General features: G+C 63.8%; 24 protein-coding genes and 1 pseudogene. 12 read left to right on the top strand and 13 right to left on the bottom strand.

Going from position 1 to position 25,930, the window contains the following annotated elements:
- Nucleotides 1–30: 30 nt before the first annotated feature.
- The 5 genes from ACSFC5_RS09915 to ACSFC5_RS09895 form a co-directional block, all read right to left on the bottom strand.
- Nucleotides 31–264 carry a transcriptional regulator gene (locus ACSFC5_RS09915; RefSeq protein WP_440765090.1) on the bottom strand — a complete coding sequence of 78 codons (234 nt, stop codon included), beginning with the start codon at nucleotides 262–264 and terminating at the stop codon, nucleotides 31–33.
- Nucleotides 265–545: 281 nt separating this feature from the next.
- Entirely contained in the window at nucleotides 546–1,964 is a 1,419-nt protein-coding gene (locus ACSFC5_RS09910; protein ID WP_440765089.1) for a class II fumarate hydratase, read from the bottom strand.
- Nucleotides 1,965–2,037: 73 nt separating this feature from the next.
- Nucleotides 2,038–3,717, bottom strand: coding sequence for a PH domain-containing protein (locus ACSFC5_RS09905; RefSeq protein ID WP_440765088.1), 1,680 nt, complete (start codon nucleotides 3,715–3,717; stop codon nucleotides 2,038–2,040).
- 6 nt (nucleotides 3,718–3,723) lie between these two features.
- Nucleotides 3,724–4,185: a PH domain-containing protein gene (locus ACSFC5_RS09900; protein ID WP_440765087.1), complete on the bottom strand. Its 462-nt coding sequence runs from the start codon at nucleotides 4,183–4,185 to the stop codon at nucleotides 3,724–3,726.
- Nucleotides 4,186–4,271: 86 nt separating this feature from the next.
- On the bottom strand, nucleotides 4,272–4,526 hold the full coding sequence (locus ACSFC5_RS09895) for a BolA family protein (protein WP_440765086.1): 255 nt from the start codon (nucleotides 4,524–4,526) through the stop codon (nucleotides 4,272–4,274).
- Between the two features lie 107 nt (nucleotides 4,527–4,633).
- Between ACSFC5_RS09895 and ACSFC5_RS09890 the strand changes: the two genes are divergently transcribed.
- The 3 genes from ACSFC5_RS09890 to ACSFC5_RS09880 all read left to right on the top strand — a co-directional run bounded on the left by ACSFC5_RS09890 (nucleotide 4,634) and on the right by ACSFC5_RS09880 (nucleotide 7,717).
- Nucleotides 4,634–5,131, top strand: a complete 498-nt coding sequence (locus ACSFC5_RS09890; RefSeq protein WP_440765085.1) for a DUF7523 family protein — start codon at nucleotides 4,634–4,636, stop codon at nucleotides 5,129–5,131.
- Nucleotides 5,132–5,345: 214 nt separating this feature from the next.
- Nucleotides 5,346–6,839 (top strand): cysteine--tRNA ligase, encoded by a 1,494-nt coding sequence (gene cysS / locus ACSFC5_RS09885; protein ID WP_440766296.1) that lies wholly within the window; start codon nucleotides 5,346–5,348, stop codon nucleotides 6,837–6,839.
- A gap of 164 nt (nucleotides 6,840–7,003) precedes the next feature.
- Nucleotides 7,004–7,717 (top strand): DUF6517 family protein, encoded by a 714-nt coding sequence (locus ACSFC5_RS09880; protein ID WP_440765084.1) that lies wholly within the window; start codon nucleotides 7,004–7,006, stop codon nucleotides 7,715–7,717.
- Between the two features lie 185 nt (nucleotides 7,718–7,902).
- Here the strand turns inward: ACSFC5_RS09880 and ACSFC5_RS09875 are convergent, their stop codons facing one another.
- The 4 genes from ACSFC5_RS09875 to ACSFC5_RS09860 form a co-directional block, all read right to left on the bottom strand.
- Nucleotides 7,903–8,982 carry a presenilin family intramembrane aspartyl protease PSH gene (locus tag ACSFC5_RS09875; protein WP_440765083.1) on the bottom strand — a complete coding sequence of 360 codons (1,080 nt, stop codon included), beginning with the start codon at nucleotides 8,980–8,982 and terminating at the stop codon, nucleotides 7,903–7,905.
- A gap of 159 nt (nucleotides 8,983–9,141) precedes the next feature.
- Entirely contained in the window at nucleotides 9,142–9,399 is a 258-nt protein-coding gene (locus tag ACSFC5_RS09870) for an H/ACA ribonucleoprotein complex subunit GAR1 (RefSeq protein ID WP_440765082.1), read from the bottom strand.
- Nucleotides 9,399–9,680, bottom strand: a complete 282-nt coding sequence (srp19, locus tag ACSFC5_RS09865; RefSeq protein ID WP_440765081.1) for a signal recognition particle subunit SRP19 — start codon at nucleotides 9,678–9,680, stop codon at nucleotides 9,399–9,401. Before srp19 ends, ACSFC5_RS09870 begins: the two co-directional genes overlap by 1 nt.
- A gap of 60 nt (nucleotides 9,681–9,740) precedes the next feature.
- Complete coding sequence (locus tag ACSFC5_RS09860) at nucleotides 9,741–10,823, bottom strand: PGF-CTERM-anchored ABC transporter substrate-binding protein (RefSeq protein WP_440765080.1); 1,083 nt, start codon at nucleotides 10,821–10,823, stop codon at nucleotides 9,741–9,743.
- A gap of 60 nt (nucleotides 10,824–10,883) precedes the next feature.
- On the opposite strand from ACSFC5_RS09860, the gene btuC reads away from it, so the two are divergent.
- The 3 genes and pseudogenes from btuC to ACSFC5_RS23335 all read left to right on the top strand — a co-directional run bounded on the left by btuC (nucleotide 10,884) and on the right by ACSFC5_RS23335 (nucleotide 13,444).
- Nucleotides 10,884–12,014: a vitamin B12 ABC transporter permease BtuC gene (gene btuC / locus ACSFC5_RS09855; protein WP_440765079.1), complete on the top strand. Its 1,131-nt coding sequence runs from the start codon at nucleotides 10,884–10,886 to the stop codon at nucleotides 12,012–12,014.
- Nucleotides 12,011–12,778 (top strand): annotated as a pseudogene (locus ACSFC5_RS23340) (ABC transporter ATP-binding protein); the annotation flags it as partial. The gene btuC and the pseudogene ACSFC5_RS23340, both read left to right, overlap by 4 nt.
- On the top strand, nucleotides 12,752–13,444 hold the full coding sequence (locus ACSFC5_RS23335; RefSeq protein ID WP_502262896.1) for a hypothetical protein: 693 nt from the start codon (nucleotides 12,752–12,754) through the stop codon (nucleotides 13,442–13,444). The pseudogene ACSFC5_RS23340 and the gene ACSFC5_RS23335, both read left to right, overlap by 27 nt.
- Nucleotide 13,445: 1 nt before the next feature.
- Here the strand turns inward: ACSFC5_RS23335 and ACSFC5_RS09845 are convergent, their stop codons facing one another.
- Nucleotides 13,446–13,592: a hypothetical protein gene (locus tag ACSFC5_RS09845; protein WP_440765077.1), complete on the bottom strand. Its 147-nt coding sequence runs from the start codon at nucleotides 13,590–13,592 to the stop codon at nucleotides 13,446–13,448.
- A 441-nt stretch (nucleotides 13,593–14,033) separates the two neighbouring features.
- Between ACSFC5_RS09845 and gatE the strand changes: the two genes are divergently transcribed.
- A complete protein-coding gene (gatE, locus tag ACSFC5_RS09840) occupies nucleotides 14,034–15,902 on the top strand; it encodes a Glu-tRNA(Gln) amidotransferase subunit GatE (RefSeq protein ID WP_440765076.1) in 1,869 nt (622 codons plus the stop codon).
- A gap of 125 nt (nucleotides 15,903–16,027) precedes the next feature.
- On the opposite strand, the gene ACSFC5_RS09835 is transcribed toward gatE, so the two are convergent.
- Entirely contained in the window at nucleotides 16,028–16,510 is a 483-nt protein-coding gene (locus ACSFC5_RS09835) for an Lrp/AsnC family transcriptional regulator (protein WP_440765075.1), read from the bottom strand.
- A gap of 180 nt (nucleotides 16,511–16,690) precedes the next feature.
- On the opposite strand from ACSFC5_RS09835, the gene ACSFC5_RS09830 reads away from it, so the two are divergent.
- Together ACSFC5_RS09830 and ACSFC5_RS09825 are read left to right on the top strand one after the other, a co-directional pair.
- The gene (locus ACSFC5_RS09830; RefSeq protein ID WP_440765074.1) at nucleotides 16,691–17,719 is read left to right on the top strand and encodes a DMT family transporter; all 1,029 of its coding nucleotides are present in this window, start codon (nucleotides 16,691–16,693) and stop codon (nucleotides 17,717–17,719) included.
- A gap of 172 nt (nucleotides 17,720–17,891) precedes the next feature.
- Nucleotides 17,892–18,569, top strand: coding sequence for an HTH domain-containing protein (locus ACSFC5_RS09825; RefSeq protein WP_440765073.1), 678 nt, complete (start codon nucleotides 17,892–17,894; stop codon nucleotides 18,567–18,569).
- Between the two features lie 186 nt (nucleotides 18,570–18,755).
- Here ACSFC5_RS09825 and ACSFC5_RS09820 read toward each other — a convergent pair whose 3' ends face one another.
- Nucleotides 18,756–19,781: a hypothetical protein gene (locus ACSFC5_RS09820; RefSeq protein WP_440765072.1), complete on the bottom strand. Its 1,026-nt coding sequence runs from the start codon at nucleotides 19,779–19,781 to the stop codon at nucleotides 18,756–18,758.
- A 121-nt stretch (nucleotides 19,782–19,902) separates the two neighbouring features.
- Nucleotides 19,903–20,670: an RNA methyltransferase gene (locus ACSFC5_RS09815; protein WP_440765071.1), complete on the bottom strand. Its 768-nt coding sequence runs from the start codon at nucleotides 20,668–20,670 to the stop codon at nucleotides 19,903–19,905.
- Nucleotides 20,671–21,872: 1,202 nt separating this feature from the next.
- Here ACSFC5_RS09815 and ACSFC5_RS09810 point away from each other — a divergent pair.
- From ACSFC5_RS09810 to folP, 3 genes are all read left to right on the top strand, one after another.
- Nucleotides 21,873–23,111, top strand: coding sequence for a Cdc6/Cdc18 family protein (locus tag ACSFC5_RS09810; RefSeq protein ID WP_440765070.1), 1,239 nt, complete (start codon nucleotides 21,873–21,875; stop codon nucleotides 23,109–23,111).
- Nucleotides 23,112–23,381: 270 nt separating this feature from the next.
- Complete coding sequence (locus ACSFC5_RS09805) at nucleotides 23,382–24,593, top strand: AMP-binding protein (protein WP_440765069.1); 1,212 nt, start codon at nucleotides 23,382–23,384, stop codon at nucleotides 24,591–24,593.
- Nucleotides 24,594–24,670: 77 nt separating this feature from the next.
- Nucleotides 24,671–25,864: a dihydropteroate synthase gene (folP, locus tag ACSFC5_RS09800; RefSeq protein ID WP_440765068.1), complete on the top strand. Its 1,194-nt coding sequence runs from the start codon at nucleotides 24,671–24,673 to the stop codon at nucleotides 25,862–25,864.
- Nucleotides 25,865–25,930: the final 66 nt, after the last annotated feature.

The raw sequence follows: 25,930 nt of genomic DNA, 5'->3' as shown, positions 1-25,930 counted from the left end.
CGACTCGGTCGGAAAGCGTTCGTTGTTCGATCAGTGAGTCGCTGCTCGGACGTCGTCGACGTGATACAGGTCCTCTTGCAGTCCGTCACCCTCACACTCCTCGTTCGGGCACTCGAAGTGCCACCCGTCCTGGGTCGCATCGCCCTCCCGGAATCGGTCGCCACATACCTGGCAGAAAAGCTGTCCCTTTTTGCACGTATCGCGGTGTAGTTCGAGGGCGAGCTCCGTCTGGAAGGACTGGTTGCAGTTGCGACAGGTGTGCATATTTCGTCTGACGCGAGCATCCATCAAAACTGCTTGGGTTTGTTTTTTCCGTTCGAAACGGACGTGATTCGGCTTCACTGTGCTGATTTACCCGAGGTGCTACGGAAAGAAAGAACGACCAATCGACCTGTTTACTCAGTCTCGGGTACTCCGTTTCCTGTCATGTCTACGCACAGCAACGTCGTGTGACTCGGTTACACGACACAGTATCAGAAGTGTGTCAGCTTCGAATTATACGAAAGAGATCAGTCCCGAAATATCGGCTCAGGTAGCGACTCGAGTCAGTCGTCCTGACCGAGAATGCCGCGCTCGGTCATCTTTCGGGGATCGAGGACCTCGTCGGCTTCCGCCTCGCTGAGGTAGCCCTTCTCGAGGACGACCTCGCGAACCGTCTTATCCTCCTTAAGTGCGGTTTTCGCGACTTCGCTGGCCTTGTCGTAGCCGATGTGGACGTTGAGCGAGGTGGCCATCGCCATCGACTGCTCGACGCGCTCTTCGCAGTACTCCGCGTTGGCCTCGAGCGGGTCGACGAAGCGCTCGGCGAAGACCTGACTCGAGTTCGAGATCAGTTCGGCGGACTCGAGGAAGTTGTGCGCGAGGACGGGCTTGTAGAGGTTGAGGTCGATCTGGCCCTCCGCGGCGCCGGCGGAAACCGCGGCGTCGTTGCCGACGACCTGTTTGTGGACCTGGTTGACGGCCTCGGCGACGACGGGGTTGATCTTGCCGGGCATGATCGACGAGCCGGGCTGGTTTTCGGGCTGTTCGATCTCGCCGAGCCCGTTCCGGGGACCGGAAGCCAACAGTCGAAGATCGTTGGCGATCTTGTTCAGCGAGCCCGCAATCACTCGGAGCGCGCCGTGGGCCTCGCTCATCGCGTCGTGGGCGGCCTGGGCCTCGAAGTGGTTGTCGGCCTCGCGGAACTGGACGCCGGTCTCTTTGGTGATGTACTCGGCAGCGCGGCCGGGGAACTCCTCGTGCGTATTGAGGCCGGTCCCGGTCGCGGTGCCGCCCAGTGCGAGTTCGGCGAGGTGTTCGCGAACGTTGTCCACGCGTCCGAGGCCCTTCTCGACCTGCGTGCGGTAGCCGCCGAACTCCTGACCGAGGGTGACCGGCGTCGCGTCCTGCAGGTGCGTTCGGCCGGTCTTGACGACGTCGTCGAACTCCTCCTCTTTGCGCTCGAGGGCCTCGCGGAGCGTGTCGAGTGCCGGAATGACGTCCTTTTCGACGGCCTCGAGGCTCGCAACGTGCATCGCGGTCGGAATGACATCGTTGGACGACTGGCCGTAGTTGACGTGGTCGTTGGGGTGGACGACGCGGTCGCCGATCTCGCTGCCCATGAGTTCGGCGGCGCGGTTGGCGATAACCTCGTTGGCGTTCATGTTCGAGGAGGTACCCGAGCCGGTCTGGAAGACGTCGACCGGGAACTGGTCGTCGTGTTCGCCGGCGATGACCTCGTCGGCGGCCTCGATGATCGCCTCGGCGACGTCGTCCTTGACCAGGCCGAGGTCGCGGTTGGCCTGTGCGGCACCCTTCTTGACGACGCCGAGCGCGCGGACGAATCGTCGACTGAAGGAGATGCCCGAAATAGGGAAGTTCTGAATGGCCCGTTGGGTCTGTGCGCCCCAGTAGGCGTCCTTGGGAACCTGCATCTCGCCGAGACTGTCCTCCTCGATACGGTAGTCCGTGTCTTCGTCTCCCATAGGGAGAGCGTCGCTGTGAGCGTGGTAAAATCCACCGAAACGACGCCGGCGACGGGTGGAAAACGAGACCGCGTCAGGTGAAGTCCACCGACAGTCCCAGCTCGTCGTCCCGAGCCCGTTCGCGGAGCGCTGACTGCAGGCGTTTGCGACTGGTTCGCTGAACGTCACGCGCGTCCTCGAGGTCGACGTCGTAGATCGTCGGCGTCGCCCAGAAGAACGTCCGCGAACTCGCGGTATCGACGACCAGCGACGCCAGCCCGAGCCGGCGCTGGAAGATGGAACGCTGCGTCGAGACCGTCTGGATCCGGTAGTAGGGGATCACGGTGGTTCGGCGACTCCAGAAGCCGCGGCGGATGACCAGGTGATCCTCGCCGACGTAGTAGCCGAGGTGGACGTACTGTAGGTGCGCCGCGGGGGGCACCGCCGCGAAGACGATCGCAGCCAGATACCAGCGCTCGAGGCCGGTCACCTGCGCGATGCCGAAGAAGATCGCGACCACAACCGCGGCGACCATCGAGTACCGGACGAGGTAGCGACGGCGAGCCATCGTCGGCGGACTCCGGAACTTCGGCGTCTCGACGCCGGTCAGGTTCTCGGTGAACCGGTGGACGCGACCCTGTTTAGCCAACGGCACGGCCGACTGACTGCCGCCGTTGCTGTCGGGGCCGTAGCCGGCCGTTTCGACCCAAAGTCCGGCGTAGCCGATGAGCCGCTGGAGCGGGTTGGCCGTCACCGTCACCGACTGGACCTTCTCGACGGGGATCGACCCGCTGTAGCGCTGGAGGAGCCCCCGTTCGTAGACGAAGTCCTCGTCGGCGCGGCCGAGCCGGAAGTCGTAGTAGGTGGCGAATGTGTAGGCGACGCTCAACATGTACGTGATGACGATCCCGTTGATCATCGAAACGAGGGTCAGGATGCCGTAGTTGGCGGCCGTCCCCTCGCCGATCGATTCTGGACCGCCGACCGGCTGAGCGATCGCCACGAGCAGTTGGATGAACGTGTCCGTCGCGATGAAGAACAGTCCCAGCACGGCCGCCGCGGCCGCGGGTCGGAACGACGTAAAGGAGTAGAGCAGGAGTTCTCGGGACTCGAGGTCGAACAGCTTTCGGCGGCGCGGTTGTTCGTACGCTGGCGTTCGATGCCCTCGGCTCTCGGTCGGATCCGGCGACGGAGCGGTTGGGTCCGGATCGGCGGAACGCTCCGTCTCGGACATCCCCGTCCCGTCGCTTTCACCTGCCATTTCGCCGGTTTCGTCGACCGATACCCGACCTTCGGCAGTCGTCGACTCGCCCTTGCGTCGGCGGTCTTTCGCGTCGGCCGTTCGGCGTCGGATCTGCTCTTGGAGCCGGTTCGCTTCGGACTCGCTGACGAAGTTCAACGTGGCTTCGGTGGCACCGCCGCCGGCGGTTTCGATCGAGAGGGTCGCGAGGCCGAACAGCCGTTGGAAGACGCCCTGTCGAACGTCGACGTTCTGAATGCGGCCGTACGGAATCTCTCGGGACCGACGCGCGAAGACGCCCGAGGCGACGTCGAACGTGTCCGGCGTGATGCCGTACTCGAAGCGGTAGTAGTAGCCGACTCCGTAGGCGACGCCGGCGGCGAACCCGAGCGGTGCGGCCACGGGGAACCAGGACGGACTGATCGGGTCGACGATCCCGCCCAGAACGAGGACGAGCACCATCGGAACCCATAACCAGATGAAGCCGTACTGGAGGCCGTACGCGACCGCGCTCAGTGGATGAAGTCGATTCATGGTCGGTCAGACCGCGTCGTCGGCTTCGCTCTCGACGGCGAGTTCGCGAAGCGTATCCTGCAGATCCCGGGCACGGTCGGGCGTCAGCCCCGGAATCCGAACGTCCGCGTTTCGCGAACCCGCGGTGTAGACGACGACGCTCGAGAGCCCGAGCGCGCGTTCGATCGGTCCGAACTGCGTGTCGACGTGCTGGACGCGGACGAACGGGACCGCGGTCTCGACGAACGTGACGACTCCGCGCTCCAGATAGAGCGCGTCGTTCTGGAGTTCGAACTTCCAGACCTGATAGAGGCGGACGGCGTAAACGATCCCAAGCAGCAGTGCGAACGCGGCGACGCCGGCGATGGCGACCGTGGGAACGTCGGTAATCCACCGGTCGACGAGCGCGAGGACGACGCCGAGGACGACCGCCGTGATCGCTCCCTGCGCGATCCAGAGCAGCCTGATGCGGGGGTGAAGCGATTCCATACGCATATCCTATCAGGTAGGGTGGATAAAGCTGCGGTTCCGGCTGCAGCGATCGCGGCGCCGACTCGCCGGCCGAAACGCGCCGTTCACCCCTCGTACTCGTCGTACTCCTCGGGCGTGTACGTCGAGAGCTCGAGGGCGTGGATGTCGGTCGTCATGTGGTCGCCGAGGGCATCGTAGACCTGCTGGTGTTGCTGGACCAGCGGGACGCCGTCGAACGCCGGCGAGATTACGGTCGCCGCGAGGTGATCGTCGTCGTGCTTGTCGCGTGCGTGCGTGACCGTGGCGTCCGCGTCCTCGAGGTTCGATTCGATGAGTTCCTCGATATCGTCCAGATCCATAATCGATGGTTGGGCGCTCGAGGCAAAAACGCCGCGGTCTAACGTCCCTCGCGCTTCGGTCGGTTGACGTCGTCGAATTTATAGTGATATGGGTCGCTGCCTGTGATATGTCACTGGCAGCCGAGACTCGCCGCGCCGCCGACGGGCATCCGTTTCTTCGCACAGCGCTGCGAGCGGGGGTCGTGAACTACACCGCCGCCGCCCGGTTTCTCGAGATCGACGGCGAGGTCGACGCGGTTGCGACGGCGCTGCGGCGGTATGCCGAGGAACTGCCGACGTACGAACGCGACGCTTGCGACGCGCGGGTCAGGATGGAAAGCGGGATCGGTCCGGTCGACCCCGGATCGGATGACGCGCTGATCGCCGTCGGCGGGGAATCGTTCGGTCCCAGCGGCGGCGATCGGACGGCGATCGTCGCGACGGGGGACGTCGACGCGGCCGCCCTCGCTGCGGTCCTGCAGGGCCTGCGCCTCCAGGAGATCACCCCCACTGTGGCCGCCGCAGGGGGGGATTCGATCGTCGTCGTCGTCGACCGACTCGAGGGAGCGAACGCGCTGCGAGCGGTCGAGGGTGCGCTCGAGGTCGTTCCGTCGAGCGGCGGGTAATCGGATCGAGGCTCGAGCCGCTATCGGGGTTGGGTGACGATCATCTCGCCCGCAAGCGCGGGACGGTGAACCCGAACGGCGAGTACACCGTTCGAACGGCGAGTACACCGTTTCCGACACGTTGTCGGCCGAAGGGGAGCCCGACGCTCAAGTCCACGACTAACGCCGTGGAGAGATGACACGCTTTAACTTTCGGCCGCGGGAAGTGAGCGTCATGACCCTGCACGTGACGAACACGTTGACGGGCGACCGCGAGCCGTTCGAGCCACAGGATCCCGAGAACGTCCTCCTCTACTACTGTGGCCTGACGGTTTCGGATCCGCCACACCTGGGCCACGCGCGGTCGTGGGTCCACGTCGACGTCATGCACCGCTGGCTCGAGCACCTCGGGTACGACGTGCGTCACGTCGAGAACTTCACCGACGTCAACGAGAAGATTGTCGCCCGCGTGGGCGAAGACGACCTCGGCGAGGACGAAGCGTCGGTCGCGGAGAGCTACATCGAACACACGCTCGCAGATATGCGCTCGCTCAATTTGCTTCGAGCGGAGGTCTATCCCCGCGTCTCCGAGCATGTCCCCGAAATCGTCGACCTCGTCGAGACGCTGATCGAGAAGGGCTACGCCTACGAGTCGAACGGCTCGGTCTACTTCGACGTCACCAGTTTCGACGAGTACGGCAAACTCTCGAATCAGGAACTCGACGAGATCGAGTCCCAGGGCGATCCCGACGAGCGGACCGAGAAGCGCCATCCCGCGGACTTCGCACTCTGGAAGGCCGGAAGCGTCGACGAGAACGCCGTCCACGAACACCGTCACGAGGGCGTCGACCACGGCGATCACGCGCCCGAAGGACAGACCTGGGAGTCCCCGTGGGGCGAGGGTCGCCCGGGCTGGCACATCGAGTGCTCGGCGATGAGCATGACCCACCTAGACGAGACGCTGGACCTCCACGTCGGCGGCCGGGATCTCGTCTTCCCACACCACGAAAACGAGATCGCCCAATCGGAGGCCGCGACCGACCAGCAGTTCGCAAACTACTGGCTCCACTGCGAACTGTTCCAGATGGACGACGAGAAGATGTCCTCGAGTCTGGGCAACTTCGTCACCGTCGACGAGGCCGTCGATCAGTGGGGAACGAACGTGTTGCGGACCTTCCTCACCGCGGGATCGTACAATAGCAAACAGCTCTACTCCGACGAGACGATCGCCGAAGCCGAGGAGCGCTGGGACCGACTCGAGCGCGCCTACGACGCGGCCGTCGAGGCGGTGGACTCGACCGCTGCGCGAACGAAAGTCGACGACGAGTCGCTGCGGGCGGCCGTCGACGACGCCCGCGATTCGTTCGTCGAGGCCATGAACGACGATTTCAACACTCGAGAGGCCCAGTCGGCCCTGCTGTCGATCGCGACTGCGGTCAACTCCCACCTCGAGGACCGATCAGCGTTCGACTACCGCGGGCTTCGACGAGCCGTCGACACGCTCGAGGAACTCGGGGCCGTCCTCGGGCTCTCCTTCGTCGGCGAGACGACGGGGACGGCCGACCTCGCGGGCGACGTCGTCGATCTCGTTCTCGACGTCCGCGAACAGGAGCGAGCGGACGGGAACTACGGCCGGGCCGACGAGTTGCGCGACGAACTCGAGGCGCTCGGCATCGAGGTGCAGGATACGGACGACGGCGCGAGCTATCGACTGCCCTCCGGGAAGTAGGCACGGTCCGGCTCGTCGCGGCGCTCGCGGAGCCAGCAGACGGCGACGTTCATCGTTTCGCCGAACACGTCCGTAGAGTTCCTGAAACGCGGGAAATTTCCCCATTCCACGCCGTGACGATGACCACGAGCTTTTTGTCCGAGAACACGGTCGACCCGACTAGTATGAATCGACGACAGTTCGTTGCCGCGGCTGCGATCGGCGTCGCGGGCGCATCTGCAGGTTGTGTCAGCGATATTCTCAACGACGTCACGACGTTCGAGGCGTCGCCGATCCGCGTCTCGGCGGACGCCGCAGACGACGCCGGCTACGAGTATCGAGGCACCGAAGAACGGATCGAAGAGCGGGATTTCGGCGGCGAGAACGTCGAAACGACGAACTATATCAGCCAGTACGTCCGGACCATCGACGTGCCGTTCGCGGGCCTCAGTTCCGAGGTCGACGCCGGCGTCTTCGCGCTCGTCTCGACGCCACAGGTCGCCGTCGCGGGAGAGAGCTTCAACCCCGTCGGCGACATGAACGAAGCGGAACTCGCCGAGTACGTCCAGCAGGAGTACGACGAACTCGAGATCGACAGCAACGTCGGCGGGCGAGCCATCGAAGCGGAGGCCCTCGAGGAGACGGTCTCGCTCGAGACCTACGATGGGACGGCGACGCTACAAGGCGAAACGGGCGTCGACGTCTACATCGATATCGCCCAACTCAGTTACGACGAAGATCACCTGGTGATCATCGGGGTCTATCCCGACGACGACGAGGTTCCGCTGGACGACGAGCGAGAGCGTGTCGACACGCTGGTCGCCGGCATCGAGCACGGCGACGACGTCGAGGTAGATATCGTCGAGAGCGACGCCGAAGGGGACGAGGGAGACGAGTAACTCGACACGGTCGTGGGCCGAGTACGAGAGACTTCGATCCGTCTTCGCGTCGATTCGAGTCCGGCCGAACTCGAATCGGAATCGATCCGTAATCGACATTGCTCTCGCTCGAGTGCTGAGACACATCCTGGTACTGCCGTTCTCGAGAATCGCCACCCACAAATCGGATAGAACGAACAGTCAGACTACAGTCCGAACGCGGCGGCGAGCGAGAGCCCACTCGCGAGCGCCCCGAGCAGGTAGCCGCCGATCGCGCCGCCGTTGAGCAGCGGGAGTCCCGCGTGCGGTCTGCCCTTGAGGACCATGTACATGAGGACGAGAAGGCCGGCGATGGTGCCGACCAGCGCGCCGAGAGCGGGAACGTTTAGCGCGATGCCGGGAACGACGTCGATCGTTCCGACGTCGAGGAAGTACGCAGCACTCGCGACGAGAATCGTCGGGATGACTGCATCACCGAGTCCGATAAAGAGCGCGTCGCGCTCCTGTTCTGCTTCGGATAACTCGTCGGTATCGGTGTCGCTACCGTCGTTATTCGGGTTCGAATCGTCCGCGCTCGACTCACTAACGGAGTCGGCGTTCGAGCCGTCTGTCCGGGCCGAGCCAGTATCGCTTTCGGCAGCGTCGTCCTCTCGGTCCTCGAGAACGCCGTCGGTGCTGCTCGACGCGAGATACGAGTAGGAGAGGCTCGTCGGGATGACGAGCACGACGGGGATTTTGAGGTCCATCACGCCCTCGGCCAGATCGAGCATGTGTTCTGTTCGGTAGACGCTGATGGCGTCGTAGACGGCGAGGACGGCGAGCAGCAAGATTGCCGGCAGGAGTCCGAAACTGATCCCGAAGAGCGCGGCGGCACCGGCCCCCATCACGACCCCGGTGGTGTCGATGACGTACCACTCGGGGTAGAACAGGAGGGCCGCGCCGACGACGAGCGCGGCGAGCGCGGCGAGGGCGTTGACCTCGCCGACAGTGACGACCGGCGGCACGAGTTCGGCGAAGACGAACCAGGCGAGCATCACGCTGACCCCGACGATCATGGCCTTAATGAGCCACTGGGCGTCGTACTTGAACGTCACGAGCATGAGGGCGGTCGCACCGAGGATAATGCCGAAGTAGACTGCGCTGTTCGTCGGATCGTCGGGATCCTCGACCGCCTGATGGCCGGCCTCCTGGAAGGGCTCGACCAGCGCCAGCGCGCCGAGTTGGACGCCGAGAAAGAGCGCCACGGTGAACGCGACGGCGAGGTAGACGCGTGTCCGATGGTTCATGAAGCGGCGTTTACACCCCGCTCGTATGGGTGTTTTCGTTTCCGCTCGAGGCGGACGAATCGATTCGTGCGGAGCCGGAACGGGACCGAGACAGTTCGAACGGATCGCGAGATGGCTCGAGAAACGGCCCTCGAGCGACGACTCCGAACCGATCGCGGCCTACCGAGCGTAGAGCGTCGAGCCGACGAGCGACGGCAGGTGGACGCCGCTGTCCGGCGTTACCGCGATGTACGGGCGGTCGACCGGACCGAAGACGTCGACGACGCGACCGACCGTCTCGAGCGAGTCGTTCAGAACCATCGTGCCGATTTCGTTCCGGATCGCGTCGCTCGAGTCGGATGCATCGCCGTCGGTGTCGTCCGTGCGTAACACGGCGAGTCCCTGTGCGGTTCGGACGACGGAGCCAACCCGGCGCATTAGTCCCGCATCGCGACGACGTACGCCGCCACGGCCTGAACGAGGTCGTTCTTCGTCGAATCGTCGGCCCCGCGGACGACGACCCGGCCCCGGTCGGCCCAGTGTTCCCGGGAGTAGGCTTTGTCCCGCTCGATCGTGGCGTCGTACCCGATCTGCTGGACGGACTTGGCGATTTCGTCGACCGTCGGCTCTTCGACTGCGAGATCCTGTGACACGCGCCGGCCCTCGGCCCGTGAGAGGCCCGCATCGAGATAGGCGGGCCAGATGACGTTCTCGACCATGCGTTCATCTCGAACAGCCGACGAGTAAACACTTTTCAAAACGAGACGGCGGTGAGACGGTTATCGACGGCGCAGGAGGAAGCCGGCGACGGCGAGCACTGCGGCTGCTGCGACGGGAATGCCGAAGCCGGGAATCGTGTCGTCGTCTGCGTCGTCTTCACCTTCGTCTTCACTCGTATCGCCGTCGTCTGTGTCGTCTAACCCCTCGCTCGCGGCTTCGTAGGCGTCGGGATGGACCGCCTCGACGATGTCGACGACTGCGTAGACGACCTGCGGCGCGGGCTGGTTGATCTGATTGGCGTCGACTTCGACCACGTTGCCCTCCTGGTAGGCCGTCGTGGATTCGGCCGCGTCGGGCGTGAGATCTTCGAGTTCGGCGTCGTCGGAGTGGATGATCCACTCGGGGTTCTCATCGACGAGCGTCTCCTCCGAGAGGGGTTCGTACGTCGAAATACCGGCTCGTTCGGCGATGTTCTCGACGCCGGCGGTCGTCAGCACCTCGTGGATGAACGTCTCGGTCCCGGCGGTGATCCCGTCGTCGCCCATCGCGTAGTACGCGAGCGGTCGGTCGGCGTCCTCGAGGGCCGCGTCGACGACTTCGAGTCGCTCGTCCATCCAGTCGACGGTCTCTTCGGCGCCCTCGCACTCGCCGGTGAGTTCGCCGGTTCGGAAGACGTTGTCGCGCACGTCGTCGATCGACTCCGCCTGGTCGAACTGGTAGACGTCGAGTCCGGCCTCACGAAGCGTTTCGATGTCGTCGTCGAACGTGGCGTTTGCGGCCAGGACGATGTCCGGATCGAGATCGATCACGCGCTCGTGGATGATCTCGTAGCCGTCGGTGACGGCCTCGCGGTCGCCCATCTCGAGGTCGGCTGTCGCCGGGTTATCGGGCATCCCGACGAGTCGGTTTTCGGCACCGATTTCGAAGACGGTTTGTGCATCGCTCGGTTGGAGCGCAACGACCGATTCGGGCGGTTCTTCGAGCGTGATCGTTTCGCCGGTCGCGTCCGTCACCTCGAGCGGATACTCACACTCCAGTTCGTCCGATTGAGTGGAAGTCGAAGCGGGGGCACCCGCGGCCGCGGGTGCGATCAGCGAGAGTGTGAGCAACGCGGTGATGAGAACGACGAATTTGTGGCGCATTGATCGATAGGTTGCGCTTCTTCAACAAATATTTGTCTAAGCCAACCGAGGTTGTACTGTATGGTACGCCCGATCCGGACCGCGTCGTGGTCGGCGGGGTTGCTCGCGGTACTCGTCGCCGTCGTCGTCGCGAGCGCCGCTCTCGGAGCGGTCAGGATCGAGCCGCTGGTGGTCGTGATGGCGATTCTCAACAGGGTCGTCGTCCCGTCGGGGCTGACGTTCGGGAGTTCGACGCTGCCCGTACTCGGTGTCGGTATCACGGCACCGACCCTCCAGTACAGCACAGTCTTTGCGTTCGACGTGCCGGCGACCCACCAGATCATCGTCACCGATATTCGACTCCCCCGGATCGCACTGGCGGCGACGGTCGGCTTCTCTCTCGCGGCCGCAGGGACGGTGATGCAGGGGTTTTTCCGCAATCCGCTCGCGGACCCCTCCATTATCGGCGTCTCTTCGGGTGCCGCCGCCGGAGCCGTGGCGGCGATCGCCTTCCCGGCGCTGATCCCGTTCGGTGGACTTCACCTCTCGGCGTTCGTCGGCGCGCTCGGAACGGCGTTTCTCGTCTACTCGATCGCGACCGAGGGCGGCCGAACGCCCGTCGCCACGCTGCTGCTGGCCGGCATCGCCATTCAGGCGTTTCTCGGCGCGATGATCTCCTACATGCTCGTCCACAGCGGCGACGACCTCAGGCAGGCCGTCATCTGGATGATGGGACACTTGAGCAATAGCACCTGGAGCGACGTCCGGTTCGCGCTGCCGGTGACCCTCGTCGGCGTGGCCGTCTTGCTCACCTACACGCGCGAGATGAACGTCCTGCTGCTGGGCGAAGAGGACGCCCACCACCTCGGGGTCGACGTCGAACGGACCAAACTCCTCCTGCTCGCGCTCGCGAGCATCGTCACCGCCGCGGGCGTTGCCGTCGCCGGCGTCATCGGCTTCGTCGGCCTCGTCGTCCCGCACATCATGCGGCTGCTCGTCGGGCCCGACCACCGAATCCTCCTGCCGACCAGCGCCCTCGCCGGCGCGTCCTTCCTCGTCGCAACGGACACGATCGCCCGCCTCGGCACGCTCTCGTTTCCGTTCGGTCTCGAGGTCTCCACGCCAATCGTCCCCGTCGGCATCATCACGGCCGCGCTGGGTGCGCCCTTCTTCCTGTTCCTGCTCACCCGTCGGGAGGTGCATTCGGTATGAGCCGATTCCGGGGCGGATCCGACGGTGACGGTGTCGCAAGCGAGTACAGCCCGTCGCCCGAGCGAGCGTCGATCTCCGTCGAACATCTCTCGCTGTCTTTCGGCGATCTCTCCGTGCTCGAGGACGTCTCGCTGACGATCGAGCCCGGCGAGTTCGTCGGCTTCGTCGGGCCGAACGGGGCCGGGAAGACGACGCTGCTCCGGGCGATCAGCGGCGCGCTCGAGCCGGATTCGGGAACGATCACGATCGGCGAAACCGACGTTCATCGGGCGTCCTCGAAGGCCTCGAGTCGACTGGTCTCCGTCGTCCCGCAGGATACGACGCTGTCGTTTTCGTTCCCCGTCCGCGACGTCGTCGAGATGGGACGGCATCCCCACCGCTCGCGCTTTTCGTCCCCGACGCGCGAGGATCGCGAAGCGGTCGAACGCGCCCTCGAGCGCACCCGAACGGCCGAACTCGCGGATCGGCCGATCGACGAGGTGAGCGGCGGCCAGCGCCAGCGCGTGGTGCTCGCGCGGGCGATCGCCCAAGAGACGCCGGCCATGCTGCTCGACGAACCGACGGGGAGCCTCGACGTGAATCACCAGATCGAGACGCTCGAGCTAGTCCGTGAGCTGGTCGATGAGGGGCGGACCGTCTGTGCGGCGATCCACGACCTCGATCTGGCCGCGCGGTACTGCGATCGACTCGTAATGCTCGCCGACGGCGGGGTCTATCGGAGCGGGCCGGCGGCGGAGGTGCTGACCGGGGCGTCGCTGTCGGACGTCTTCGACGCGACCGCGACGGTGACGCGAAATCCGGTCACGGGAACGGAGACCGTGACGGCGCTGCCGAACGCCGGCGGGTCCGAGACTCGAGGCGGCGACGGGAGCGCCGTCCGCGTTCACGTCCTCGGAACCGGGTCGCTCGCGTCGAGCGTGCTCGCCCGGCTCGAGACCGCGGCCACGGGACTCGAAATTTCCGTCGGTCCCGTTACGGGCGGCGATACGGCTGGTGAGACCGCCGAATCGCTCGCGGTCAACCGGCTCGAGGTGCCTCCCTTCGAGTCGCTCTCGCCGGGTGTTCTCACCGACTTCGAGGACCGCGTTCGAGCCACCGACGCGACGATCGTCACCGAGAGCGTGCTCGAATCCGGCGCTGCCGGGCCGCGGCAACTCGTCGAGACGGTCGAGTCGGTCGCCGGCTCGGTCGTGTTCGTGACGGAAGCGGACGGCGATCTGTCTGAAGCGGACAGCGAGGTACTGCCGGATCACGACCGTAGCCGGATGATCGAGGCGACGCCGGAGACGATTCTCGAATCGGTTGCTGACGCGTTAGAACAGGGGTCGGAACCGGCGTACTCGCGATCCGATTCCGGCTCTTCGGAGACCGGGTCGTCGTCGGACGGTGACTCGAGTACCGGTGTTTCGGCCGAGTCCTCGGGCGACTGAGTCAGTAGCCGAGGAGCCGAATAATGATGCCGAGGATGATCCCCGAGATACCGACGAGGATGCCGACGCCGGGAATAATGGGGATCGGGATGAGACCGATGCCGAGAATAATCGCGAGGACGATGACGATCGTCGAAATCCGGACCATAGGGAAACGTGCCGGTTACCGCGTGTAGCCGTTGTGCTTGCTTGTGCACCACTGATAGGAACGGGTGATGGGCGGCGTTCGGTCCGAACGTCGTCGATGGCGAGGTGATCCATCGTCACACTGGATGGGTGATGGACTCGAGTACCGGAGGTGTTTTATGACGATAGAAGAGAGAGCCGGTAGGCGGCACGGTCAGGCAGCCACCTTTCGACTACGCGTGGTTTCCACGTGTACTCACGTTGACTGACCTACCCCGTCTCTCTAATACCTTCGAGCAACTGCTATCCGATCGGGAGCCGCCGAACTAACGGCGACAGCCGCGTGCATACGGACGGCCGAATCTACGGTGACGGATGCGACAGCATCGTGACGGAGGCGACAGCGTCGTCGTCCGACCGCAACTGGACGGTTTTTTACCCCTCCGCCTCCGAGTGCCCGCCAATGAGCGAGTACGATTACGACGAGCTCGGACTCGTCGCCGGGCTGGAGATCCACCAGCAACTCGATACGGCGACGAAGCTGTTCTGCCAGTGTCCGACCGAGCTTCGCGAGCCCGAGGAGTCGACGCGGACGTTCACGCGCTACCTACACCCCACGCGCAGCGAACTCGGCGAGATCGACCAAGCCGCACTCGAGGAGAGCAAGGTCGATCGGGAGTTCGAGTACCTCGCGTACGACTCGACCTGTCTGGTCGAGGAGGACGACGAGCCGCCACACGAGTTGGACGAGGAGGCGCTCGAGACGGTCCTCGAAATCGCCCAGCTGATGGATATGAAGCCGGTCGATCAGGCGAACGTCATGCGAAAGCTCGTCGTCGACGGCTCGAACACGTCGGGCTTCCAGCGCTCGACGCTGATCGCGACCGAAGGCGAGATCGAGACCGACGACGGCGCGGTCGGAATCGAGGACCTCCTGCTCGAGGAGGAAAGCGCCCAGCGCGTCGCAGAGACCGACAAGGGGGTTCGATACAGCCTGGATCGGCTCGGCATTCCGCTGGTCGAGATCGGGACGAAGCCGGACATCTCCTCGCCCGAACAGGCCCTCGAGGCCGCCGAACGGATCGGGATGCTCCTCCGCTCGACGGGGAAGGTCAAGCGCGGACTCGGGACGATCCGCCAGGACGTCAACGTCTCGATCGCGGAGGGCGCTCGCGTCGAGATCAAGGGCGTCCAGAGCCTCGACGACATCGACGACATCGTCCGCAACGAGGTCGCTCGGCAGGCCAAACTCGTCGAGATTCGCGAGGAACTCGCGGAGCGTGAGGCCTCGATCGGCGAGACGCAGGACGTGACGGCTGTCTTCGATGGGACGGACAGCGGCGTCATCGGCGGGGCGCTCGGTTCGGGCGGCTCCGTGATGGCCGTCCCGCTGTACGGCTTCGACGGCATCGTGGGCCGCGAGGTCGCGCCGGACCGTCGGCTCGGCACCGAGTTCTCCGACTATGCGAAGCGACACGGCGCGGGCGGGATCTTCCACACGGACGAACTGCCGGCCTACGGGGTCACCGAAGACGAGGTTGCGGATCTGCGAGCAGCGGTTGGGGCTGAATCCGAGGACGCCGTCGCGATCGTCGCCGCCGACACCGACGTCGCCGAGGGATCGATCGAGGCCGTCGCCGAGCGCGCCGGCGTCGCACTCGAGGGCGTCCCCGAGGAGACCCGCGGCGCGAACGACGACGGGACGACCCGCTACCTGCGCCCCCTGCCGGGTGCGGCGCGGATGTACCCCGAGACGGACGTGCCGCCTGTCGAACCCGACCCGAGCGACGTGCCGGAGCCGGAACTGCTGACGGAGAAGGTCGAGCGCTACCAAGACGAGTACGATCTCGGGGCGGGGCTGGCGGAGCAGGTCGCCTACGGCCGACGGATGCCCCTGTTCGAAGAACTCGTCGCGGAGGGCATCGACCCGACGCTTGCCGCGTCGACGCTCGAGTCCACGCTGACCGAACTCCGCCGTGATGATGTGGCTGTCGAGGTGCTCACTGAGACGCATCTCCGAGACGTTTTGGGGATGGTCGACGATGGCGACCTGCCCAACGAGGGTGTCGGGGACCTCCTCACGGCGCTGACCGAAGATCCCGACCGAACCGCAGCGGAGGCGGCCGACGCAGAAGACCTCGGCGGGGCCGACGACGAAGCGGTCCGCGAAGCGATCGCCGAAGTCGTCGAGCGGAACGAGGCACAGGTCGAAGAAGAAGGCATGCAGGCGTTCTCCGGGCTGATGGGCGAGTGTATGGGCGCGCTGCGCGGGAAGGCGGACGGCGACCTCGTGAGCGAGTTACTGCGTGAGGAGATCCAGAAGCGAGCCTGAACCGACCTCGCTCCGACCCAACTCATCAGTTCGTTCGGTTCGGCTCTCTACTTACTCACTGTACGTTCACAAAATCCCGCATTCAACCGGGTTCCGACTGTCTTCGTCTCGAGCGTTCGATCCGATTAACCGTCCGTCAGTTCCTCGAGCAGCGTCTCGAGGCTGTAGCTCTGGAGCGCGTCGCGCTCTTCGACCGCCGAGATGACGAACGTCGAGTCGGTCCGGTCGACGCCCTCGAGTTGCTCGAACTCGGCGATCAGGCGCTCGACCATCTCGCTGCTGCTCAGTCTCGCGATGACGATGAAGTCGGTCTTCCCCATCGTGAAGTAGACGTTCGTGACGCCCTCGACGGTCAGTAGGCGATCGGAGAACGTCTCGTAGGAGCCCTGATAATCGGCGTGAACCTCGACGAGGACGGTCACGCCGAGCCCGAGCTCCTCGAGATCGATCTCGTAGCGGTCGTTCGTGATGACCCCCTCCTCGCGCAGGTTGCTGAGGCGATAGTGAATGGTCGACACGGGGATGCCGGTCGCTTCGTGAAGCCGTTCCGGACTCCCCGTCTCGAGTTCGGAGATCGCCTTGAGGAGTCGCACGTCGCGTTCGTCCATACAGGGCCGGTCGGCTGCGAGTTGAATATATCCTTCGTCTGATGTAGTTGAAGGTATCTACAAGACAGCTATTCAGTATGGTTCCCCGTTCGAATTCAATCCATATGTGTGGTTTTTCGTTCATCCATTCGCCTTTCATTGTAGAAGGATCTAAATAGTGCTATCCGTTTCGAACTGAAAATGACTACACGCACCTCACTTCGATACGAGTACCGTGAACTGGTGCTCTTTTCGATGCTCGCGCTCTGCTGGGGAAGCTCGTTCGTCGCGATCGAGGTCGGTCTCGAGTACGTGCCGCCGCTCCTGTTCGCCGGACTCCGCTACGCGCTGGCCGGCGGGATCGTCCTCGGGTACGCGGCCGTCGCGACCGACCGGATTCGACCGTCCGGATCGTCCGAATGGCTCGTAATCGGCGTCGCTGGCGTCTTCGTCTTCGCGCTTTATCACGGTCTGTTGTACCTCGGAGAGCTGTACGTGTCGGGAGCAATCGCGGCCACGATCGTCAGCACGGCACCGATCCTGACGGTCGCGTTCGCCGGCGTGTTGCTTCCGAACGAGCGGCTCAACCTCCTCGGCGTCGTCGGCTTCGTCCTCGGTCTGGTCGGCGTCGTACTCGTCGTCCAGCCGTCCTCGGCGGCACTTGGCGGCAATACGGTGTTCGGCGCGATGCTCGTCTTTGCCTCCGCCGTCGCGTTCGCGCTCGGGAGCGTGCTCGTCCGTCCGATCGAATCGAACCTTCCGCTCGAGACGCTTCAGGCGTGGTCGATGCTGCTCGGCTCGGGCGTGTTGCTCGGCTGGGCGTTCCTGCGTGGCGAGTCGGTGGCCGCGATTCAGTTGACTCCGACGGCGCTGGCGTCGTACCTCTACCTGACGCTCGTCTCCGGCGTCTTCGCGTTCCTGCTCTACTTCGAACTGCTCGACCGGAGCGGGGCGATTCAGGTGAACCTCGTCGGCTACGCCGAGCCGGCGGTCGCGATCTGCGTGAGCTGGCTCGTCCTCGGCTCGGTGGTCGACTCGCTCACCGTCGTCGGTCTGCTGACGATCCTCGCCGGCTTCGTCGTCATCAAACGGGAGGCGTTCCGCGCGCTGCTCCGGTCGCGATTCGAGGACCGGAGCACGCCGGTGATCACTCTCGATCGGCGGTCCGACGCGAGAACGGACGGCGGGACTGATCGACCAACCGCGAGAACCGATGGCGGGGCAGACTGAGTCGAAGGAATACGTCCCCATCTCGTCCGACGTCGGGACACGAACCGAGTAGCGACGATCGCTCGGTTCGCGCCGATTCCTCGACCGCTGCGTTGCTCACCTCGGCACCGTGCCACGATATGACTTCCCAGAAACATTTATGTCGGAGACCGTGGCCCGAGTACATGATCCAATGACAGCACCCACAACCACGACGTCGACCGACGTGACGGTCGTATGCCACGTGCGCGCGCCGCTGTTGCTCGAGCCGGTCGACAGGCAGATCGAGACCCTCCAGGCCTGCGACTCCGAGGGAACGATCGACGATCTGTTGCTCCGTAGCTGGCCGAAAGAGATCGCGCTGACGGACACCAGCCCCTACCAGGAGACCCTCGAGAGCTTCGAGCGATTCGAAACGTGGGCGGCCGGTCGGGGTGTGAGCATTCGACCGCCGTTCCAGGAGCGCACGAAGACCTCTCAGGTGACCGGTGAGACGACCGATCTCCTCGCGACGCCGTTGCTCTGTCTCGAACTCTACGCGGACGACGAACTGGTCGGCGTCTTTCCTCACACCGACGAGGAGACCGAGGAGACGCTCACGACGGACGAAGTGATCGCCTCGCTTCGGACGGGCGAATTTCCGACGCCGCTGGGCGGTACTTCGGAAAGCGATCCGTCGATGTCGACGGCGACTGCAGCCAACGCGAGCGACTGCCCCGACTGCGGCGAGCCGCTCATCGACGGCCAGGGACTGTTCGCGTGCCCGGACTGCAACTGGACCGGCACCGTCTCCGAGACGGGTCAGTTCCTCTCGCGGGTTGCGGAGGCTCGAGCGACAGATTCGGAGCGTACGCCCACGAATCCACGGTAGCTCGAGCAACTGCGATACGGTCCCTTGAGAAGCGCGACGGTCTCTCGCTGACGAGTCGATTCTTCTCGGTGCAATCGAAATCGCCCGAATCTTCGGTATCGTCTGGGCCTTCGGTATCGTCTGGGCCTTCGGTATCGTCTGGGCCTTCGGTATCGTCTGGGCCTTCGGTATCGTCTGGGCCTTCGGTTACGCCAGATCACCGCTGTACTCGGCTGTGAGCGACACGACCGTCCCGTCTCGAGTCACCTCGAGCGAGTCGGCTTCGGTGCCGAGCGACGACTCGAGCCGCTCGACGTCGACTCGGTTGTCGTCCGCATACGCGACGACGCCACTGGCGCTGGCGTCGCTGCCGGCGACGGATAGCTGCTGGTGGACGCCGTATGCACCCTCGTACGGGCTGAACTCGAACTCGAGGCTCTCGGCGTCTTCCTCCGGCCGGTCGTCCGTGAGTGCCTCGGACCCGAACTCGTCGTCGGCGGTGTAGAGTCCGAGCGTAATTCCGGAGGGTTCGCCGGCCCGGAGGAGCGCCTCGAATTCGTCGTCCGTCGCGTATTTCGGCGCTCGATCACCGCTTGCGGTCTCGACCGTCCGTTCGACGGCGGCGACCGCCTCGAACTCGTCGTCGTCGGGGTTCGGGTAGGAGAAGGCGTACACCTCGTCGGTGATTCCGATCGCTTCGCCGGTCTCCGCGTCGGTGTAGACCGCGTACGATTTCTCGGCCGTTTCGCGCTCGTAGCCTTCGACCTCGAGGTCCGTCTCGAGACCGTCGCGGTCGTACTCGCCGACCAGTGCGTAGACGCCGTCGGCGAAGACGAGTTCCCCTTCCCCGCTGGATGTCTCGTCGTTGGCGCTGTACGACGTTGATGCTCGGGAATGTGCCAGCTGTGAGAGACCAAACGAGCACAGTAGTGCGACGACGATGGGGTTCCCGATCAACGGATCCGTTGGCTCGTCGCCCGCTTCGGCACCCTCGTCGTCGATAATCGTCGACATCGTCTCGAAATCGATCGCGCCGTAGAAGTAGGTTGGCCGGTCGCTCTCGGAGAGAATCGAGGCGTACGACGGGAGATTGCCGTTCAGTTCGATCGTCTCTTCCGTCCCGTCGTTGCCGTCGTCGGTTCCACCGTCGTCCGACGAGTTCGAACAGCCCGCGAGCGTTGCCATCCCCGTACTGGCGAGATACAGCGTCTGTCGTCGGGTGACCTCGATCATCCTGTAGTGGTGTCCACTAGGAGTATATGGCTGTGGTGGCCGAGGGCCGTGGTTTTCTCGTACGTGTCAATCGGAGTATCCGCTGCCGCCGATTTCTCTTCAATTGCTGTCGTTTCGGTCGTTACTGTCGTTCCGGCCGCTCCGTCGCTCGACGGAGCAAACCCAGAAGCGTGTTGGCTTCGCCCTCGGTTAGATCCGCGCGCCCGTAGACGCGTCGAAGCATTCGCATCGTCTTCTCGCGCTTCTCTTCGGGGTGGTTGAGCTCCTCGAGAAGCGCTGCCCACTGATCGTAAACGCGATCGATCGTCGGTTCGGCGGCTCGAGACCGCTCGAGATCGGGGAGCTGCGTCTCCGCGTCGGAGAGCGTGAGCGATCGGAGTTCGTAGAGCGTGATGGTCGCGGCCTGCCCGAGATTGAGCACGGGATACGCCGCGCTGGCCGGAATCGAGCAGATCTCGTCGATCCGTGCGAGCTCCTCGTTGGTCAGGCCGACGCGTTCGCGGCCGAAGACGAGCGCGGTCTGTGACTCGACGGTCGCCAGTCGATCTGTGAGTTCGGTGGGCGTCGAGAACGGGAACCGAACGTGACTGTGATCGTCCTCATTGGTCACTGCGGTACAGCCGACCGTGTGGTAGTTCTCGACGAGGTGGTCGAACGTGATCTCGGTCGCGTTCGGGAGGATATCCTCGCGAGCGTGGCCCGCGTAGCCGTAGGCCTCGCCGTCGGGATCGAGCTCCGGCGGATCGACGAGCAGGAGGTCCTCGAAGCCGAAGTTCTTCATCGCTCGGGCGATGGTGCCGACGTTTCCCGGCGTCTGGGCGTCGACGACGGCGACTGCTGGCGGCGTGCGGCGAACGACACTGTCGGGTTCGGGCGACTCCTCGCTCATACGCTGTCGACGGATATCGGCTCGAGAAACGGGTTACCCTTTCGGTTCTGCGTTCGGCCGTTCAATTGCCTCTGCGTTCGACCGTTCAATTGCGTCTGCATTCGACCGTTCGATTTGCGTCCGCGTTCGAGATCCGTCCTCGAGGAGCCGTTCGGAGAACCGACGATAACCCTCGAGATCTGGCGGAATGGAGTCGCGAATTCACGGATTAGAGTGAAACGGCGGCGGTCGTCTCGAGTGATGGAACCGAGTACGATCTATCCGTACCGGACGGACGATAAAGGGCGATTTCGAGAGAGGCTGTTTGTATCTTCTCTATGCTGTGTTCTAGCTAGTTCTAGCTAGTTCTAGGCTAGACAACCAGTCTAGACAGGTAGTCTTGATGAGTACTGGGTAGTTTCAGCGAGTAGGAAATCGCTCGACTCGTTTTTCGAATCGATCAGAAGTTGATGATCGAGCATCGAGAGTGCCGAGAGCTGTCCTCTCCGCCGTTCTGGTCTGTCTTTTGGAACGAAACTCATATAACGGGAGGAGGGACACACCCCCTTCGCGTTTGTAAGGCCATCCACGTGTGGGGGGTCTGTATTGCAACACACCTTGACCGCGGATGTAAAAGCAGGGTGATTGGCCACTAAAAGGGATCAAACCGAGGAATTAGCTCGACCCCCATCCACCCATTCGGCGTTACATACGCGACGGGGGTGTGTGTCCCGAGAACTGGCCATCTCGGCGTCAGTCGCTTCGATACTGCTTCGAACCGTCTGCTTTTGCTGCGGGTGAACGGACGTTCTTCGACCGCGTTCGTCCGTTCGCGACAGTCGACTGCGATGGTCGCCGCGTGATCTCAGATGCGCCGAGACGCGATCGTAGGACATTCTCGAGCGACGTCGCAGTCAGGTTGAACGACGGCTAGCGCCGTTCGCGGATCGCTGAACGACGGTCCGGACTGATTTCGAATCGCTGAACGACCGCACGCTCGGTGGCTTCCTCCCGTCGGCACGTTACATACGCGAGGGGGGTGGGGGTGTTTCGCATTCCCGGCTCGTCGTCGTGCGTGGGTTAGATACGCGATGCCGGCAAAGCAGACGTTTCTCACCACACGCCCGTATATCCGCTTTCGGGTCCCTGAGGCCTCGTATTTACATCCGCGAGCGAAGTCCATAGCTTTATTTCAATCCAGTCGGAAGAGTGCGGGTATTGCAATGTCCGCTAACGACGATCGTGATCCCCTCTTTCGGTACGACGATCCGGTTTTTGCCGACGAGCGATTGCTCGAGATCACGCACCTTCCCGGGCCGGATCGGATCGTCGGCCGGGACGAGCAGATGCAGCGGGTTGCGGACGCTCTGAACCCGGCTATCTTCGGGAGCGAGCCCAACCACCTGTTCATCTTCGGCAAGACCGGGACCGGAAAGTCACTCATCTCCCGATCGATCACCCAGCGGGTGATCTCCGAAGCACAGCGCGACGATATCACCGTCAAATACGCCTTCATCGACTGCGGGGAGCAAAACACCGAAGCCTCGATCGTCAAGACGATCGCTCAACTCGTCAACGAACCCGACAAGAGCGGTGTGAGCGTCCCTGACCGCGGTCTCGGCACCGGCGACTACTACAAACGTCTTTGGCAGGCCGTCGATCACTGTACCGACGTCACCATCGTCATTTTGGACGAGATCGACATGCTCGAGGACGACGAAGTCCTTCGCAAACTCTCGCGCGCAGGAGAGAACCGGCGCATCTCGGACTCGAGTATCGGGATCATCGGCATCTCGAACAAGATCGACTTCCCGGACCACCTCTCCGAGCGTGTGAAATCGAGCCTCTCGCGGGACGAACTCGTCTTCTCGCCGTACGACGCCAACCAACTCGTCGAGATTCTCGAGAAACGGCGCGACGCGTTCCACGATGGGGTGCTCTCCGACGACGTAATCCCACTTACGGCCGCACTCGCGGCCCAGGAACACGGCGACGCGCGCAAGGCGATCGACATCCTCCGGAATGCCGGTCGCATCGCAAAGAAACAGGATGCAACGCGGGTCACCGCGGATCACGTGCGCGACGCCAAGGAGAAGACCGAAGCCGACCGATTCAACGAACTGATCGAGGGCTCGCCCCAGCAGGCCAAAGCGATCCTCTACTCGCTGACGCTGCTCACCGAGAACAGTTCCGAGAAGGAGTTCCCGACGAAGATCATCTACAACCAGTATAAGTCGATCGCGCGCCAGCTCGACTTCGACGTCCTCTCGGAGCGTCGAGTCCAGGAAATCCTCCAGGAGCAGAACTTCCTCAACGTAATTCAGTCCGAACGGGAGGGCCGCGGACGCGGTCGCGGTGCTCACGCCAAGCACCGACTGCTCGAGAACCCCTCGATCGTCAGAAAGGTACTCCTGCGGGATTCGCGGCTGGCCGTCCTCGAAGCGGACGACCAGGATGAGTAGTCGACCGCGGACGCTCGAGAAACCGTCTCGTCGCTGTGATACCGAGACGTGGAACCCGTCTTCAGTCGCTGTGATACCGAGACGTGGAACCCGTCTTCAGTCGCTGCGACCCAGAGAGGCAGACCGCGATTTCGGTCGTTCAGTAACGAATGTGGCACACAATCGATCCACCTCCGATCTTCTAGGACATATCTATACATCAACTTGTGAATAATACTCTTATACGATAACGGGAGAACGTTTAACAGACGTTGACTATCTTCGGCTACTATGTCCAATATAACGAGCGAGCTACAGGATACGGTGATGGAAAACCAATCGGAAGTGGCCATTGCCGGGAGCGATCCGACGACGTTTTCGAGGCTCTGGTCGCGGACCGACGCGTTTGCCGGCGGCCTTCAGGACCGCGATATCACTGCCGGCGACGCCGTCGCGATCCGTCTTTCGAACCCTCGAGCGCTCCTCGTAGCGTTCTACGGAACGCTCAGAAACGGCTGTATTCCGGTGACGGTGCCGACCGAGTACGGCAGTTCCGATATCACGACCGTCCTGGAGGAAACCGGGGCAAACGCGTACGTCACCGATGAAACGCCGTTTCTGGGTATTCTGAACCGAGTCGGCACGGTACGCGTCGCGATCACGGTCGATATCGATGCCCGAATGGGGATCGACCTTCCGTCATTTCTCGACAACGACGGGATGAACAGTGCGGGGGCACGAACCGGTATCGACGTCGTGCGCCAGTCAGATGACGACCGCGCGCTGATCGCCTACGTCGGGTACGACGGATGTGAACCGCTCGGGGTAGCCTACAGCCACTCGGCGCTGACCGCCGCTGCCGAACTCGGCGGGTCGTTCGTCGAAGGGGACGCTGCTCCCCGTCACCTCGGCTTGCTCCCCCTGTCGAACCCGATCGAACTCATGTACGGCGCAAACGCCGCGATACTCGAGGGTGGACAGTACCACCAGCACGCCGATTGGGACCCCGAAACGGCGCGCTCGTTGCTGGTCACCGACGGTGCGGATCGAGCGTTCTGCTCGCCCCGACAGTACGAGGCCCTTCGCGAACTCGGGACCGATATCGACGATTTCGTCGCCGTTCTGGAATCGGCGGGAGCATCGCTGTCGCGGCCGGACGAGGCCGTCGACGACCGGACGGGAGCACCAGTCCGATACCGGGGGCATCCGGAGACGGGGCTGACACACGTCGTCGAACCTGACGAACACGACTTCAACTCACTCGGTGAGCCGTTGCCGGGGATCGAGACGCGGACGCTCGAGGATCAGTCCGACGGCGAACTGTCGGTTAGCGGCCCGACGACGATGCACGAGTACGTCACCCGCCCGTCCCTGACCGACGAAACGATTTCAACCGTCGACGGGACGCGGTGGATTCGGATCAGCGCGCTCGACGCCGACGAGTCGGGAGTGAGCCTGATCGGTGATCCGACGGAGCCGGCGTACGGTCGCTCGAGGACGTAACCACACCTGCACCGAGCGTCGATGTGGCCGGGTTCCCCAATCGCGGTACCTATCAGGCTTCACTCCTGAGTCCGCGTATGAACAGTGTCGACGCGGCGGGGCTGGGGATCGGTGACGACTACCCGCCCCGGATCATGGGCGTGTTGAACGTCAGCGAGGAGTCCCCGTACGATCCGAGCGTCTTCGACGATCCCGGCGACGCCGCCCGATACGTCGACGAGGAACTCATCGATCAGGGGGCCGACATCGTCGACATCGGGCTCGAGTCGGCGAACAAACGGTTCGACGTCCTCTCCGCGGAAGAGGAACTCGAGCGACTTCACGTTGCGCTCGAGACGATCGAGAGCGTCTCCGGGGACGCGATTTACTCGATCGAAACTCGGTACGCGGAGGTAGCTGACGAAGCGCTTTCTCGGGGGTTCGATATGGTCAACGACATCGCGGGTTTCGCCGATCCCGAGATGCCCGTCATCTGTGAGGAGTACGACGTCGCCGTCGCGAAGATGGCGAGTCCGCCGAATCTCGAGCGACCCGGCGCGGTCGAAGAGACCGACTGGGCCGCCCGAAAGTCTCCCGAGTGGGCGTCCGAGGCCGACTACGTCGATCAGGTGTACGAAGCCCTGAAACAGAACGGCCTGACGGACAAGACGATCGTCGATCCCGCGTTCGGCGGCTGGAGCGAGGCCCAGACGCTCGAGGACGACCGGGAGACGTTCCGCCGACTGCGCGAGTTTCGTGCGCTCGGCCAGCCCACGCTGGTTTCGATCAACCGGAAGAATTTCTTGGGGGAAATCGCGGGACGTGAGACCGAGGACCGACTGCCGGTCAGTCTCGCGGCCACGTCGCTGGCCGTCGAGCGCGGCGCGCACGTGATCCGAACCCACGACGTCGCCGAAACGCGAGACGCGGCGCTGATCGGGAACGCGTTCGCCGAGCGCTCGAGCGACAGCCGCGGCGAGCTATCGGTTTCCCGGCTGGACGTCCACTCGAGTCGCGACCTCCGAGCCCACCTGACGGAGCGCGATATCGAACCGACGGTCGCCGACGACTGGTCGGCACTGGCCGTCGAGATTGCCGGACTCGACGGCGACGATCGCGTTCGGTTCACGTCGCTCGTCGCCGAGTACGACGCTGACGTGTACAGTGTTGACAATGGTCGGGTACTACTTCTGGGATCGATGACTTCAATTTCAGACGTATCAGACCGTCTACGCGACGAAAACGACGACCTAAGCGCTCTAGCCGGCTCGCTAGCGGCGATGCTGAGGTAAGAGAAAGCTTATGCCGGAGGCTTCGAAAAGGGGTACTGGACGCCGGGCGGCCTCCCGGGTAGGGGT

This window comes from Natronorubrum marinum, assembly GCF_052040125.1.
In the GTDB taxonomy this organism is placed as follows: domain Archaea; phylum Halobacteriota; class Halobacteria; order Halobacteriales; family Natrialbaceae; genus Natronorubrum.
The sequence above is the reverse complement of the archived record's forward strand: the minus strand, read 5'-3'. Positions and strand labels throughout refer to the sequence as shown.